The organism is Natrinema marinum, from assembly GCF_024296685.1.
Classification (GTDB): Archaea; Halobacteriota; Halobacteria; order Halobacteriales; family Natrialbaceae; genus Natrinema; species Natrinema marinum.
Genome location: NZ_CP100763.1, coordinates 931,639 through 945,425 on the forward strand (window position 1 = coordinate 931,639; position 13,787 = coordinate 945,425).

At 67.7% G+C, this 13,787-nt stretch carries 14 protein-coding genes; 10 read left to right on the forward strand and 4 right to left on the reverse strand.

All coding sequences use genetic code 11. The features are described 5' to 3' along the window. Positions 1 to 121 precede the first annotated feature (121 nt). Positions 122 to 466, forward strand: coding sequence for a cupin domain-containing protein (locus NKH51_RS04645; RefSeq protein WP_254764081.1), 345 nt, complete (start codon positions 122 to 124; stop codon positions 464 to 466). Positions 467 to 490: 24 nt separating this feature from the next. Here NKH51_RS04645 and NKH51_RS04650 read toward each other — a convergent pair whose 3' ends face one another. The 3 genes from NKH51_RS04650 to NKH51_RS04660 all read right to left on the reverse strand — a co-directional run bounded on the left by NKH51_RS04650 (position 491) and on the right by NKH51_RS04660 (position 3,821). Next, positions 491 to 1,252 carry a tRNA-dihydrouridine synthase gene (locus NKH51_RS04650; protein WP_254764082.1) on the reverse strand — a complete coding sequence of 254 codons (762 nt, stop codon included), beginning with the start codon at positions 1,250 to 1,252 and terminating at the stop codon, positions 491 to 493. A 1-nt stretch (position 1,253) separates the two neighbouring features. Next, positions 1,254 to 2,246, reverse strand: a complete 993-nt coding sequence (cofD, locus tag NKH51_RS04655; RefSeq protein ID WP_254764083.1) for a 2-phospho-L-lactate transferase — start codon at positions 2,244 to 2,246, stop codon at positions 1,254 to 1,256. A 144-nt stretch (positions 2,247 to 2,390) separates the two neighbouring features. Further along, entirely contained in the window at positions 2,391 to 3,821 is a 1,431-nt protein-coding gene (locus tag NKH51_RS04660; protein WP_254764084.1) for an FAD-binding oxidoreductase, read from the reverse strand. 252 nt (positions 3,822 to 4,073) lie between these two features. Here NKH51_RS04660 and NKH51_RS04665 point away from each other — a divergent pair, with 252 nt between their 5' ends. After that, positions 4,074 to 5,477, forward strand: coding sequence for an FAD-binding oxidoreductase (locus NKH51_RS04665; RefSeq protein ID WP_254764085.1), 1,404 nt, complete (start codon positions 4,074 to 4,076; stop codon positions 5,475 to 5,477). 42 nt (positions 5,478 to 5,519) lie between these two features. Here NKH51_RS04665 and NKH51_RS04670 read toward each other — a convergent pair whose 3' ends face one another. Then, entirely contained in the window at positions 5,520 to 7,073 is a 1,554-nt protein-coding gene (locus NKH51_RS04670; RefSeq protein WP_254764086.1) for a glutamate-cysteine ligase family protein, read from the reverse strand. Between the two features lie 100 nt (positions 7,074 to 7,173). Here NKH51_RS04670 and ligA point away from each other — a divergent pair, with 100 nt between their 5' ends. From ligA to NKH51_RS04710, 8 genes are all read left to right on the forward strand, one after another. After that, entirely contained in the window at positions 7,174 to 8,997 is a 1,824-nt protein-coding gene (gene ligA, locus NKH51_RS04675; RefSeq protein ID WP_254764087.1) for an ATP-dependent DNA ligase LigA, read from the forward strand. 63 nt (positions 8,998 to 9,060) lie between these two features. Then, positions 9,061 to 9,429 carry a rhodanese-like domain-containing protein gene (locus NKH51_RS04680; protein ID WP_254764088.1) on the forward strand — a complete coding sequence of 123 codons (369 nt, stop codon included), beginning with the start codon at positions 9,061 to 9,063 and terminating at the stop codon, positions 9,427 to 9,429. A 146-nt stretch (positions 9,430 to 9,575) separates the two neighbouring features. Continuing rightward, entirely contained in the window at positions 9,576 to 10,718 is a 1,143-nt protein-coding gene (gene hisC / locus NKH51_RS04685; protein ID WP_254764089.1) for a histidinol-phosphate transaminase, read from the forward strand. Next, a complete protein-coding gene (locus NKH51_RS04690) occupies positions 10,715 to 11,272 on the forward strand; it encodes an adenylate kinase family protein (RefSeq protein ID WP_254764090.1) in 558 nt (185 codons plus the stop codon). Before hisC ends, NKH51_RS04690 begins: the two co-directional genes overlap by 4 nt. Next, positions 11,269 to 11,883, forward strand: coding sequence for a CDP-alcohol phosphatidyltransferase family protein (locus tag NKH51_RS04695; protein ID WP_254764091.1), 615 nt, complete (start codon positions 11,269 to 11,271; stop codon positions 11,881 to 11,883). Before NKH51_RS04690 ends, NKH51_RS04695 begins: the two co-directional genes overlap by 4 nt. Before the next feature lie 85 nt (positions 11,884 to 11,968). Continuing rightward, positions 11,969 to 12,514, forward strand: a complete 546-nt coding sequence (locus NKH51_RS04700) for a multiprotein bridging factor aMBF1 (RefSeq protein ID WP_340674297.1) — start codon at positions 11,969 to 11,971, stop codon at positions 12,512 to 12,514. A gap of 60 nt (positions 12,515 to 12,574) precedes the next feature. After that, positions 12,575 to 13,219, forward strand: coding sequence for a triose-phosphate isomerase (gene tpiA / locus NKH51_RS04705; RefSeq protein WP_254764092.1), 645 nt, complete (start codon positions 12,575 to 12,577; stop codon positions 13,217 to 13,219). Positions 13,220 to 13,316: 97 nt separating this feature from the next. Next, positions 13,317 to 13,763, forward strand: coding sequence for a DUF8159 domain-containing protein (locus NKH51_RS04710; RefSeq protein WP_254764093.1), 447 nt, complete (start codon positions 13,317 to 13,319; stop codon positions 13,761 to 13,763). Positions 13,764 to 13,787 lie beyond the last annotated feature (24 nt).

Consider the following 13,787-nt stretch of genomic DNA (forward strand, 5'->3'; position numbering starts at 1 on the left):
GGTAGGGGTTGTCGACCGCTGCGATCGCCGATCCGGTCGGGCCGCCGATCGTCGGAGTCGGCAGCCGGCAGGGAGTTCGCCGTCCCGTCGATTTATGCCTCGAACGGACGACGATGGGGGTATGGGCTACGATACCGCAGCCAAGACCGACGTCGACTCCGTCGTCCCCGAGGAGTGGGGCGGCATGTGGTTTCTGAAGGAAGAACTCGAGACGGACGACATCGGCATCTCGGTGCTCGAACTCGAGCCGGACGGGATGGGCAAAGAACACGACGAGACGCATACCGGCCAGGAAGAAGTCTACTACGTGGTCGCCGGTGCGGTCGAGATCGAACTGTCCGACGCCGACGAGACGGTGAGACTCGAGACGGACGAGGCGATCCGGCTCGATTCCGACGAGACGCGCCAGATCTTCAACCGCGGCGACGAGCGCGCGAAACTCGTGCTGGTCGGCGCACCATTGTGAGCGAGGTTCGGAATCGGTTCGCGGCTATCGCGTCGCCTCGAGCCCGAACTCCCGATCGACGGCCGCGCGGACTCGCTCGAGTACCGTGGGGTTGTCGCTGGGTCGGCCGACGCTGACCGCGTCGGCGCCGTACTCGACGTACTCGCGGACGGTCTCGGTGTCGCGAACGCCGTTGTTCGCGATCACGAACAGGTCGGTAGCGTCGGCCACGTCCGCGATCACGGGTTCCGAGTCCATCGCGTCGACGTGGACGAAGGCCGCGCCGGCGGCCTCGAGGTCCCGTGCCAGCACGGGTAAGTCGACGCCGGGGACTTCGGCGCGGACCTTCGCGCCGACGGTGACGCCGGTCTCGGCGGCTCGTTCGACGTAGGTCGCGAGTCGCTCACGGTCCCGAAGCAGCGTTTCGCCACAGCCGACGGCGCAGAGTTCGTCCTGCCGGCAGTGGGCGTTGATCTCGAGGAGGGTGTCGCGATCCCGGCAGACGCGGGCGGCCTCGGCGACCGGTTCGACGGTGGCGCTTCGGACGTTGAACGCCGGTTGGATGGGCACGTCCCCGAGCGCGGCGAGTTCGCGGTCGATGAAGGTGATCGGTTCGTCGGGGAGGAACTCGGATCGGTCGCGGGCGACGAGTTCTCGCGCCGCCGCTCTCGAGTCGGCGTCGAGGGCGATGCCGCCGAGGAACGCGGCGCCGGCGTAGGCTGCGCCGGCTCGCGCCCAGTCGGCGTCGGCCTCGCCGCTGAGGCTGGCGAGAGCGAGCGGCGGCGTGAACGGGGCGTTTGCGGCCATCTCAGGTCAGCCGATCGATCGCGGCGTCGATTCCACGGATGATGCGGGCTGCGTCCTCGCGGGAGTCGATTTTGATGTCCGTCCGGACCGTCGGCCGGTCGAAGTCGGCGTCGTCGTCCTCGTCGATCACGAAGGCGTCGGCGAACGGGTAGGCGGTCGCCAGCCCGTCGGTGCTGGGTTCGGCGTTGACGGCCTCCATGAGGTTGCCTGCGGGGCCGGAGAAGGCGTCGTCGCCGAGGAACGGGGAAACGGCGATCACCGTCGTCTGGGCGAGGGCGTCCGCGACGCCGGGGAGCGCCAACATCGGGCCGATGCTGGTGACCGGGTTCGAGGGGCCGATGATGACCGTGTCGTCGAGCGCCTCGAGGACGCCCGGCGCCGGTTCGGCCTTCGAGGAGCCGCGGAACTCGACGGTGTCGACGGTCGGTTCGCCACGGTGGGCGACCCAGTACTCCTGAAAGTGCATGAGCCCCTGATCCGTGTGCACGAGGCTGGCGACGGGGTCGTCGCTCATCGGCAGGAGGTCGATCGTCAACCCGAACGCGCTGGCCAGCCGCTGGGTCGCCTCGCTCAGCGTGTGGCCCTCGTCGATGAGACTCGTCCGCGTAATGTGGACGGCCCGGTCGCGGTCGCCGATCGTCATGAACTCCGCGATACCGGAAAAGCGCCGCCAGTTCGCGAGTCGGCGCCCCTCGGTCTGGCGTTCCTCGGGCAGATACTGCGGGCCTTCGGGGAGTCCCGCAGCCGATGCGATGTCGCCCAGCGCCGAGTTGGTTCGGTGCGTATCACCCTGAATGCCCCACCACGTCTCGCGGTCGAGGATTCCACCACCCTGAAATAGCAGTGTATCGACGTCCGGCGAGACGAAGAGTCCGCCGAGCTCGATGTCGTCGCCCGTGTTGGCGACGACCGTGGTCTCCTCCGGCGAGAACGCGGCTGCTGCCCCGTCTAACAGCTTCGGCGTCCCGGTGCCCCCGGAGAGGAAGGTTACCATACCCACAACTCTCGAGCGAGGCTACTTAATCGCTTTCGGCCGCTCGAGGCCCGGACCGCGAGCCACGGATCGGTGCGATTCGGCGTCGCGCTCCGACAGCCGGGTTGGTCGATCAGTCCGTGGATATCGGCGAGCGCCGTGCTATCATTTCGTGTCGGTTCGCGGCGCGACGTTCTGGTTCATCCGGAACAGGTTCTCCGGATCGTACTCCGTCTTGACCTCGACCAGCCGCTCGTAGTTGTCCCCGTAGAGCAGTTTCGTGGGGTCTTCGTTCAGCCCCGGGAAGTTGCCGTAGCGACCCGAGGCGACCGACAGCGCCTGCACGTCGGCGAACACCTCGCGCGCCCAGTTCACGTTCGCGTCGTCATCGTCGGCGTCCTCCCAGTTCGCTTCGACGGTGAGCATGTACGGCTTATCACGATGCCAGAACGCGGTCGCGTCCCGCGGCACATCCGCGACCGCGTCGCCGAGGTGCCAGCAGTCGATCGTCGAGAGCGCCGACGGGGCCGACTCGTTGTACCGGATCATGAGATCGAAGACCTCGTCGGTGACCTCCTCGAGGAAGACCGATTTCCAGTAGTAGCGCAGCCCGTCCGGATAGTCCTCGTCGAGCATCGACTGGAGGTCGACGTAGGCCATCGGCCCGCTCATGTCGACGATGGGTGTCGCGCTCTTCCGGAGCGAGTCGTAGACCTCGCCGTCGGCCGAATCGCCGCGGGCGGAGCCGAGGAACGCGATGGCCGGTTCACCCCACGTCTCTTCGGGGAACTCCTCGAGTTCGGGGACGTGAGCCGTAAAGGCGAGGACGCCTGCGTTTCGCGGTGCGGTCTCGGTCCACTCGCGGAAGGCCGCCATCGTCGCGTCCGCGTCGTCGGCGTGGAACCAGGCGAAGAAGGCGTAGACCTCCGGGCCGACTTCGTGAAGGTCGTACTCGAAGGTCGTGACGACGCCGAAGTTGCCGCCGCCGCCCCGGACTGCCCAGAAGAGATCCTCGTTTCGGTTTTCGCTCGCGGTGCGCACGTGGCCGTCCGCGGTGACGATGTCGACGCTGACCAGGTTATCCAGCGCCAGTCCGTACTCGCGGCTCAGGTGTCCGTAGCCGCCGTTGAGGGTTAGCCCCGCGATGCCCGTCTGCGACACCGCACCGAGCGCCGTGGCGAGGCCGAACAGTTGCGTCTCGCGGTCGACGTCACCCAGCGTCGCGCCGCCTTCGGCGTGGACGGTCCGTCGCTCGCGGTCGACCCGGACCCCGTTCATCGCCGAGAGGTCGACGACGACGCCGCCGTTGCAGACGGCCGTCCCGGCCACATTGTGCCCGCCGCCCCGGACCGCGAGCGGTAGGTCGTGCTCGCGGGCAAAATCCACGGCCGAAACGACGTCGGAGACGCCGGCACAGCGCGCGACGAGCGCCGGGTACTTGTCGATCATCCCGTTCCAGATCGCTCGAGCGTCGTCGTATCCCTCGTCGGTGGGTGTCACCACGTCGCCCCGGAATCCCCTGACGAACGACCGAACGGCTTCGGCCGGAAGCCCCTGAAACGCCGCTTCGCCCTCTTGCTCGTGTGTTGCTCCCATGGGGCTCAGTAAGCGGCCGGCGGAAATAAAACAGTTGTATATCTAACACGATGATCAATCGGGTAGATATGTCCAATTCGGCGTCAGTCGGATCGCGAGGCGGACGGCCGAGCGGCAGCCGTACCTCGCCCGTACGCTCGCACCAGGCGCTGACGAGCCAGTTCTCGAGTCTCTCTCGGCTAGCGGATATATTATAGTTATTAATCATGTGGAACTATATGCTCGCGCGAGGCGTACGACCACTGGGGGAGAATGGCAGTTACTACCACACCCGTAGACGACGGTGCACTGGACGGATTCGGCGAGCGGCTTCACGGAGAGTTGCTTCGGCCGGAGGATCCGAACTACGACGAGGCTCGAGCGATCTGGAACGGGATGATCGACAAGTATCCGGCGATGATCGTCCGCTCGAGGGGCGTTTCGGACGTGATCGCGGCGGTAAACTTCGCCCGCGAGCACGACCTGCTCTTGGCGGTCCGGGGCGGCGGGCACAACATCGCCGGGAACGCGGTCTGTGACGACGGACTGATGCTCGACCTCTCGGCGATGCGGTCGGTCCGCGTCGATCCGGAAGCGCGGACGGCTCGCGTCGAGCCGGGGGCGACGCTCGCCGATGTCGACCACGAGACGCAGGCGTTCGGACTGGCCACGCCGCTGGGAATCAACTCGACGACGGGCATCGCGGGGCTCACGCTGGGCGGCGGCTTCGGCTGGCTCACGCGCAAGTACGGCATGACCGTCGATAACCTGCGCTCCGTCGACATCGTCACCGCGGACGGCGTCCTGCGCCGCGCGAGCGAGACGGAGAACCCGGACCTCTTCTGGGCGGTCCGGGGCGGCGGCGGCAACTTCGGCGTCGTCACCGACTTCGAATTCGATCTCCACGAGGTCGGACCGGAAGTGCTCGCTGGGCCGATGGTCTATCTCGGTGAAGACGCACCCGATGTCCTCCGGCACGTCCGGGACTTCAACGAGGACGCGCCGGACGAGTCGACGGTCTGGGTGGTCCTCCGGAAGGCACCGCCGCTCCCGTTCCTCCCGGAGGACGTCCACGGCGTCGGTGTCGTCATTGTCGTCGCGTTCTATACGGGCGACATCTCGGAGGGCGAGGAAGTGCTGGCCTCGCTTCGAGAGTTCGGCGACCCGATCGCCGACGGCATCGGTCCGCATACCTACGCCGAATTCCAGCAGTCGTTCGACCCGCTGCTCACCGAGGGCGCGCGCAACTACTGGAAATCGCACAACTTCAGCGAACTCTCCGACGGCGCCATCGACACGGCGATCGAATACGCCGAAACGCTCCCGACGCCGCTGTCCGAGATCTTCTTCGGGCAGCTCGGCGGCGTGATGGCGCGAGTTCCGGCGGACGCGACGGCGTTCCCACACCGCGACGCGGCGTACGGGATGAACGTCCACACGCGCTGGGAAGACCCGGCGGACGACGACCGGTGTATCGCCTGGGCGAGGACGTTTCACGACGCCATGGCGCCACATGCGACCGGTGGCGTCTACGTGAACTTCGTCAGCGAGCGCGAGGGCGAGGAAAACATCGCCTACGGCAACAGCTACGAGCGGCTGGCCGAGCTCAAGGCGAAATACGACCCGGAGAACCTGTTCCGGATGAACCAGAACGTCGAGCCGGCACCGGCTCGCTGATCTCCTTTTTCGTTCGCCAATCAGACGAACGCCGTCGAACCGCTAGTCCCCGATCCAGTCCGCGAAGCTTCCCTCGAGCAAGGTTTCCGACTGTCGAGCCACGTACTCCTGTTGCATCCGCTCGATCGCGTCGGCGAGGTCCGCGCCGTCTTCGAGCGCCGCCTCGACTTGCTCGCGTTTCCAGCTCGCCGGCGTCACCGCCTGCCGGACGCGTCGTCGGAGTGGGTAGAGGTACTTCGCGGCGTCTTCCTCGCTCAGCCCGCGGTTCGTCAGCCCGTCCTCGGCGTGCGCCAAGAGATCTTCGTAGAGCGTCAGGCTATCGGTCGTCTCCTTGCCGTCGTTGGTGATCCAGGTCAGGTCCGCCCCGAGGCCGTCGACCATCGCGGCGTAGAAGTTCTCGCGGGCGATCTGCCAGTCGAGTTCGACGACGGGGTGCTCGAGGCGGGTGAGACTCTCCATCAGGCCGGCGAAGGCGGCGAGGAAGGAGATCGAGTCGCGGACGGTCGGCTGGGCGGGGATCGGTCGAAATTCGATGCGGGCGTTGGCGGCCGAGCGCGTCGGGCCGCCGAAGACCGGGCGGACCCACCGCCAGTAGGTGCCGTGTTTGCGGCTGAAGTGGGGAAACTGGTCGTCGAAGCGGTCGCCGGAGCCGACCGGCATCGGGACGATCGTATCGTCGTCGGCGATCCGGTCGATGGCCTCCTCGACGGTCTCCAAATCGTGCGGGAAGCGGACCTTTCCCTCGCCGGTCGTGGGGTCGTTGAGGACGGTCTCGAAGACGCTGATCCGGTGTTCCATCCATCCGTCCCGGAGAATCTCGTCGGCCGTCGCGCTCTCGTCGTACAGGTCCGGGGGGAAAAACGGGGAGTTGACGCCGAGCGCGAGCAGCGGGCCGGCGACTCGCAGGGCGTAGTTGAAGTACTCCGGGAGGTCCGGCGCGTGGGCGACCTGGTAGTGGGGCTGGATCGACGTGATGAGGCTCTCGGGCATGACCGTGTCTGCCTGCAGCGAGACGTGCGGTGCCTCGATGCGCATTCCCGCGGAGTCGGCCTGGTCGGTGTTGGCCATCGCGTGGTAGCGCGCGGAGTCGCTCATGTTCGTCGCGATGCGGAACGTGCGCTCGGTCCCGTCCGGCGCGACTGCCGTCCGTTCCACGCTGTCGGTGAGGTACGTGCCGGCCGCCTCGCCTTCCGGCGGGAGCGTCCACAGCGCGTCGCTGACCAGCCGCATCCGTTCGGATTGGGTCACGTCCAGCGCCGTTCGCAAGCGCGCTTTCACCTCCGACTCCTGAGCGGCCAGCCCGGGGGCGTTCAGCGGCTGCGGGCTGGTTACCATCTCCGCGTTGTGCAGGCCGAGTTCCTTCTCGAAGCCGATCAACTCGAGCAGCCGGCGCGGAACCCGCCGCAGCGTGCAGTCGTCGGCCTTGACCGCGTAAAACTCGTACTCGAGGCCGACGATCGCCTGCGGATTGTCGAAGACCCCCTCCTCGACGGCGTCTTTGATCACCTCGGCGTCCGCCTCGGCCTGCTCGCGAAAGTCGGCGGCGTCGACCGCCAGCACGTCCGCGACCCGCGCGGCGAGTTCCTCCTCTGGCATATCTCCGAGTGGGGACGCGAGGGTCTTTAAACGCGTCCCTCTCCCGCTGCCCGAGCGCGTCTCAGAATCGTTTTACTCCACGCGGCGGTAGAGTCGGCCGATGGAGTTCGCCACGTTCGCCGACCGCGCCGGGACGATCGAAGCCGAACCCGCGGATCTCGAGATCGTTGCCCACGTTCGGGACCTGCTCGCGGACGCCGGGAACGACGGCGAGGGACGACGATCTTCGAAGGACGCGGTGGAACCACAGACCCTCGAGCTCGTCGCGCGCTTCGTTCAGGGGCGGGTCTTCCCGGCCTGGGACTCGACGACGCTCGATATCGGGCCGAGCGCGTGTTACGAGGCGATCGCCCGCGCTGCGGGGACGAACGTGGGTGCCGACGACGTGGAAGATCGCCTCGCGGAGGTCGGTGAGATCGGCGACGTGGCGGCGAGCTACGAGTTCGGCGGCCAACAGGGGCTCGGTGCGTTCACTGGCGGTGGGGGTGTCGGCGCCGGCAGCGGCGGGGGTGTCGGCGCCGGCAGCGGCGGGAACGGCGACGATCTCACCGTTCGCGAGGTCTACGACACGCTCGAGGAACTGGCCGCCGCCGAGGGCTCGGGCAGCCAGGACCGCAAGGTCGACCTGCTGTTCGGACTGTACAATCGCTGCTCGAGCGAGGAGGCCCGGTATCTCGCCCGGCTCGTCCTCTCGGAGATGCGAATCGGCGTCGGCGAGGGAAGCGTCCGCGACGCGATCGCCGAGGCGTTCGACGTACCCCACGATCGGGTCGAGCGCGCCCTGCAGGTCTCGAACGACTACGGGCAGGTGGCGCGGATCGCGCGCGATGAGGGCCTCGAAGGGCTGGACGCGATGGACCTCGCGGTCGGCCGCCCCGTCCAGGCGATGCTCGCGCAGGCGGGGACGGTCACCGATGCGCTCGAGGAGTGGGACGAGGCCGCGGTGGAATGGAAATACGACGGCGCGAGAGTGCAACTGCATCACGTGCTCGGCGCGTCGGGAGGGGACGGCGAGTCGGCGACGGAGACCCGCGTCTTCTCGAGAAACATGGAGGACGTGACCGGCGCGCTGCCCGAAGTGGTCGAGTTTGCCGAGGAGACGCTCGAGGAGCCTGTCATCCTCGACGGCGAGGTGGTCGCGGTCGACGACGGCGGGAATCCGCTGCCGTTCCAGGAGGTGCTCAAGCGCTTCCGCCGGAAACACGACGTGGCGAAGGTCCGCGAGGACGTGACGGTGCGGCCGGTCTTCTTCGATTGCCTGCACGCGGGCGGGGCGGACCTGCTCGAGGAGCCGCTGACGGCGCGTCACGACCGGCTGCGGTCGGTGCTGGCCGAGTCAGACGTCGGTGGCGATGCGGGTGACGGCGTCGCGGACGACGACATCGAGGGCCTCTCGCTGCTCTGGCGCACCGACGACCCCGACGAGATCGAGTCGATCGACGCCAACGCCCTCGAGGCGGGCCACGAGGGGATCATGCTCAAAGACCCCGACTCGACGTACTCGCCCGGCCGACGCGGGAAACACTGGCGCAAGCGCAAACCGGACGTGGAGACTCTCGATTGCGTCGTGACCGGCGCGGAGTGGGGCGAGGGCCGGCGCGCGACGTTCCTCGGAACGTTCGAGCTGTCAGTGCAGTCAGGCGACGACTTGGAGACGGTCGGTAAGGTCGCGACCGGAATCACCGACGAGAAACTCGCGGAACTGACGGAGCTGCTCGAGCCCCATATCGCCGCCGAGGAGGGACAGGAAGTCGACCTCGAGCCCGCAGTCGTCTTCGAGGTCGGCTACGAGGAGATCCAGTCCTCGCCGACCTATTCGTCGGGTTACGCGCTGCGGTTCCCGCGGTTCCAGGGCGTTCGGTCCGACAAAGATCCGGCGGACGCGGACTCGCTGGAACGGCTCGAGCGGCTTCAGGGGGAGTGACACGCTATCCGAGGGGCCGCTCGAAGCGCCACGGTTTTGTTCACACGGAACAATATAGTGGCGATGAGTGGTATCCGTCCGGACGAATTGGCCGAGCGACTCAACTCGGGAGACGGCCCGTTTCTGCTGGATATCCGCCCGCGCTCGGCCTTTCAGTCGAACGCGATCGAAAACAGCTACAACGTTCCGGTCTACGGAGCACTGCGTCGGGGTGACGAGGAGTCGCTACGCGATCAACTCGACGAGATTCCGGCCGACGAGGAGGTGGTCGTGGTGTGTAAGATGGGCGTAGTCGCCAAGCGGGCGACCGCGCTGCTGACCGACGAGGGGTACGACGCGGCAACGCTCGCCGGTGGGATGAGCGGGTGGACCGGGTATCAGCGCGGCTCGTTGGGATACAAACTCCGATCGTTGCTCTGGAGGCTCCGGTAGGCTCAACGTGACTGTCGACGGCGGCTCGAGGCGATCGCTCGCGTCGGCTCTGCTGGGCTCGAGTCCGCCTACGAGTGTGACAGCCGAGCGCGAACGGCCGACCACATGTAAGCACCCTTAAGAGCCACGGGAAACAGGATTCGCGTATGCAACCGCGCGACCTGTCCGACCACGTCGCCTACGAGGCGGGGCGAGGCATCGAGGAGGTCGCCCGCGAACTCGACCGGGATCCCTCCGAATTCGTCAAACTCGCCTCGAACGAGAACCCGCACGGACCCTCGCCGGCCGCCGCCGTGGCCATCCGGGAGACGGCCGCGAGCGTGAGTTCCTACCCGAAGGCCGCCCACGCCGATCTGACGAGCGCCGTCGCCGACCGCTGGGAGGTCAGCGACGACCAGGTCTGGCTGGCAAACGGCGGCGATGGAGCCATCGACTACCTTCACCGGGCGACCGTAGAGCCCGGCGACGACGCCCTCGTTCCGACGCCGGGCTTTGCCTACTACGGGATGAGTTCCCGGTTTCACCACGGCGACGTTCGCGAGTACGACCTCTCAAGAGCCGACGACTTCGCCCAGACCGCCGACGGCGTCCTCGAGGTCTACGACGGCGAGCGGGTGGTCTGGATCACCAGTCCGCACAACCCCACGGGCTCGACCATGCCGCTCGCGGAGATCGAGCGACTCGCCCAGGAAACCGACGAGGAAACCCTGATCGTCGTCGACGAGGCCTACGGCGAGTTCGCCGACCGCGACAGCGCCGTCGCCCTCATCGAGGGCCGCGAGGGGTTCGCGGCTCGCGACGACGTGGCCGTCTTACGGACGTTCTCGAAGGCATACGGGCTGGCCGGGATCCGGCTCGGCTACGCCGTCGTCCCCGAGGAGTGGGCCGACGCCTACGCCCGCGTGAACACGCCGTTCGCGGCGAGCGAACTCGCCTGCCGCGCGGGGCTGGCCGCGATCGAGGACGAGGAACACGTCGCGCGCACCGTCGAGACGGCCCGCGATTCTCGCGAGTACATGCGCGAGCACATCGACGCCCACGTCTGGGACAGCGAGGGGAACTTCGTCCTCGTCGCCGTCGGCGACGCGACGGCAGTCGCCGAGGAGATGCAAGACCGCGGCGTCATCGTTCGGGACTGCTCGAGCTTCGGCCTGCCGGGCTGTATCCGCATCACCTGCGGCACCGACGAGGAGACCGAGCGCGCGGTCGACGCGCTCAACGCCGTGCTCGCGGATCTCGGCCTCGAGCCCGACGTCGCAGACCCCGACACGGAGGTGGCCGACACGTGAGAGTCGCCGTCACCGGCACGCCCGGCACCGGGAAGACGACCGCGACGGACCTGCTCGAGTCCCGGTTGGCCGACCGAGCGGCCGACGCCGGCGGGGACGGTCTCCCGGCCGACTTCGAGGTGATCCACCTCAACCGCGTCCTCGAGGACGAGGAGCTCTACACCGACGTCGACGCCGACCGCGATAGTAAAATCGCCGACCTCGAGGCCCTGCGCGAGCGACTCGCCGGACGCGACGACGCGGTGATCGAATCGCACCTCGCCCACCACGTCGACGCCGACCGAGTCGCCGTGTTGCGGTGTCGGCCCGACGAACTCGAGGGACGGCTGCGCGAGCGCGGCGAGTCCGAGGCGAAAGCGAGGGAGAACGCCGAGAGCGAGGCGCTGGACGTGATCCTCTCGGAGGCCGTCGAGGTACACGGCCTCGAGTCGGTCTACGAGATCGACACGACCGACCGCGATCCCGAGCGCGTCGCCGACGCCCTCGCGGCGGTCGCGACGGGCGAGCGCGACCCGAGCGCCGGCGAGGTCGACTTCGTGGGGTACCTGACGTGACGCTCGACAAGTTCCGCCCCTACGTCTCGCGGTTTCTCGACCCGTTCGTCACGGGGTTCGACCGCATTGGAATGACGCCCAACGGCGTGAGCGTGATCGCGTTCGGGATGGCGATTCTGGCCGCGGGGGCGTTCGCGCTGGGCGGCCTCGAAGACCCGATGTGGTATGCCGTCGCCGCGGCGCTCGTCTTCCTCAACGGCTGGCTCGACATCGTCGATGGCGCGCTCGCGCGCGAACAGGAGGTCGCCTCGGCCGGCGGCGACCTGCTTGATCACGTTCTCGACCGCTACGCCGACATCGTGGTTATCGCCGGACTCGCCGCGGGCCTCGAGAACTACCTCCTCGGATTCGCCGCCGTAACCGGCGTCGTGATGACTTCCTATCTCGGCACGCAGGCCCAGGCGGTCGGCCTCGATCGAGTCTACGGCGGACTCGTCGGTCGGGCCGACCGCCTGGCGATTATCGGGATCGTCGGCTTCCTCGCGTATCCCGTCTCGGGAGCGCTCCTCGCCGGCTTCACGCTCGTGGGCTGGTTGCTCATCTTCCTCGCGGTCGTCGGTCATCTGACCGCGCTCCAGCGCTTTTACTACTCCTGGGCCGCGCTCGAGTGAGGGACGGTTCGCCCGCTTTCCGACGGTTTTTGCCGATCGGGAGCGCGCCGCATGCTTTATCCCTCGCCACGATATAGGGAGTCACATGGTTCAGTGCGAGATGTGTGGCGCCGAGACGTCGTCCCCGAAGACCATCAAAGTCGAGGGCGCCAAGCTCGACGTGTGTTCGAACTGCACCGACTTCGGCACAGAGGTCAAACAGACCTCGAGTTCGAGCACGTCGACGAAGTACTCGACCGGCTCGAGTTCCTCGTCCTCGAGCGGGAGCCAGTCCTCCGGTTCCGGCGGGGGCACTTCGAGTTCGGGCGGCTCGAGCCAGCGCCGTCGCTCCGACATGTTCGACGACATGGAGGAGTTGGCGACCGACTACGACGACCGAGTCCGCAACGCTCGCGAGAGCAAGGGGCTCAGTCAGTCGGATCTGGCGAACGAACTCAACGAGAAGGCGAGCCTCATTCGCAAGATCGAGCGCGGCGACACCCTCCCGAGCGACCGCGTCCAGTCCAAACTCGAGAACTTCCTCGAGATCGATCTGAGCGCGGAGGGAAGCTCCGGCGACGACTCCGAGTGGTCTGGGGGCTCCTCGACGGGGAGTTACACGCTCGGCGACGTCGTCAAGCGCAAGGACTGACGCTGGGAGACCCGTCGCGGACTCGCAAGCTATTTCTTTCGGGCGGGTGCGGGTGTCGATATGTTCGTCCTCGTTAACCTGAAGACTTATCCGTGCGATCCGGTCGCCGTCGCGGAAGCCGTCCGCGATGTCGACGAGACAACCGATGTCCGCCTCGTCGTCGCGCCGCAGGCGGCCCACATAGAGCGCGTCGCGGAGACGGGCGTCGAAACGTGGGCCCAGCACGTGGACCCGATCGACCACGGGAGCAACACCGGCCACGCGCTGGCCGAGTCCGTCGCCGAGGCGGGCGCCGACGGGACGCTGATCAATCACTCCGAGCGGCGGCTGAAGCTGGCCGACATCGACGGGTCGGTTCGGGCGGCCGAGCGAGCGGGCCTCGAGACGGTCGTCTGCGCGAACAATCCGGCCCAGATCGGCGCTGCGGCGGCGCTGGGACCGGACGCGGTCGCCGTCGAACCGCCCGAACTCATCGGCACCGGAACGCCGGTCAGTCAGGCCGACCCCGACATCGTCGAGGACGCGGTCGCGGCCGCCGAGCGCGTCGATCCCGATGTCTCGGTCCTCTGTGGCGCGGGCATCAGCACGGGCGACGACGTCGTCGCCGCGGGCGATCTCGGCGCCGAAGGCGTGTTGCTCGCAAGCGGCGTCGCGAAGGCCGACGACCCGAAAGCCGCCCTCGAGGACCTCGTCGACCCGCTCTGAGCGCCGGTCACCGATCGGCGGATCCGGATCGTCCCATCCTCGTGGCGACGGCGCGCCCGCCGACCGTCTTTTCTCGCTTCCCGTCGAACCGACCCATATGATCGACGATGGTTCCGGCGGCGCCAGCCCTGACTCCGGATCCGGCGACCCGCCCGTCCCCGTCGCGCTCGAGAACCGGCTGATGGGCCACGGCCTCTACGTGACCTCGTTCGCGTGGCTGGACGAGCCGACCGACGGGCCCGACGCGGTCGAAGACGGGGCCGGGTTCGAACTCGAGTACGAGGTCGTCACCGCGTCACCGCGGGTCTCGAACGACGAGGTCGGGACCGTCCTCCGGACGCTGCGGTCGATCGCCGACGAGCGAGCGTGGACACCGGGCCGACTCGAGGCCACCTCACTGTCGACCGACGGGGCGGTTCGCGGTCGCTGGCACGTCGAATCCGACTGGTTCGAGCGACTGGGAGCGGAGCTTTCCGAACTCGTGTTCTCCGAGCGCGTGTTGCGGACGATCACCGACCGCCCGACCGGACCTGACACAAATTGAATGTGTCCGAGAGATAGATTAATA

Bases quoted from the DNA above. Each gene is read 5' to 3' on its own strand.
- NKH51_RS04670 (WP_254764086.1), bottom strand. From the start codon at position 7,073: ATGCCAGAGGAGGAACTCGCCGCGCGGGTCGCGGACGTGCTGGCGGTC.
- hisC (WP_254764089.1), top strand. From the start codon at position 9,576: ATGCAACCGCGCGACCTGTCCGACCACGTCGCCTACGAGGCGGGGCGA.
- NKH51_RS04645 (WP_254764081.1), top strand. From the start codon at position 122: ATGGGCTACGATACCGCAGCCAAGACCGACGTCGACTCCGTCGTCCCC.
- NKH51_RS04660 (WP_254764084.1), bottom strand. From the start codon at position 3,821: ATGGGAGCAACACACGAGCAAGAGGGCGAAGCGGCGTTTCAGGGGCTT.
- NKH51_RS04650 (WP_254764082.1), bottom strand. From the start codon at position 1,252: ATGGCCGCAAACGCCCCGTTCACGCCGCCGCTCGCTCTCGCCAGCCTC.
- cofD (WP_254764083.1), bottom strand. From the start codon at position 2,246: ATGGTAACCTTCCTCTCCGGGGGCACCGGGACGCCGAAGCTGTTAGAC.
- ligA (WP_254764087.1), top strand. From the start codon at position 7,174: ATGGAGTTCGCCACGTTCGCCGACCGCGCCGGGACGATCGAAGCCGAA.
- tpiA (WP_254764092.1), top strand. From the start codon at position 12,575: ATGTTCGTCCTCGTTAACCTGAAGACTTATCCGTGCGATCCGGTCGCC.
- NKH51_RS04700 (WP_340674297.1), top strand. From the start codon at position 11,969: ATGGTTCAGTGCGAGATGTGTGGCGCCGAGACGTCGTCCCCGAAGACC.
- NKH51_RS04710 (WP_254764093.1), top strand. From the start codon at position 13,317: ATGATCGACGATGGTTCCGGCGGCGCCAGCCCTGACTCCGGATCCGGC.
- NKH51_RS04680 (WP_254764088.1), top strand. From the start codon at position 9,061: ATGAGTGGTATCCGTCCGGACGAATTGGCCGAGCGACTCAACTCGGGA.
- NKH51_RS04665 (WP_254764085.1), top strand. From the start codon at position 4,074: ATGGCAGTTACTACCACACCCGTAGACGACGGTGCACTGGACGGATTC.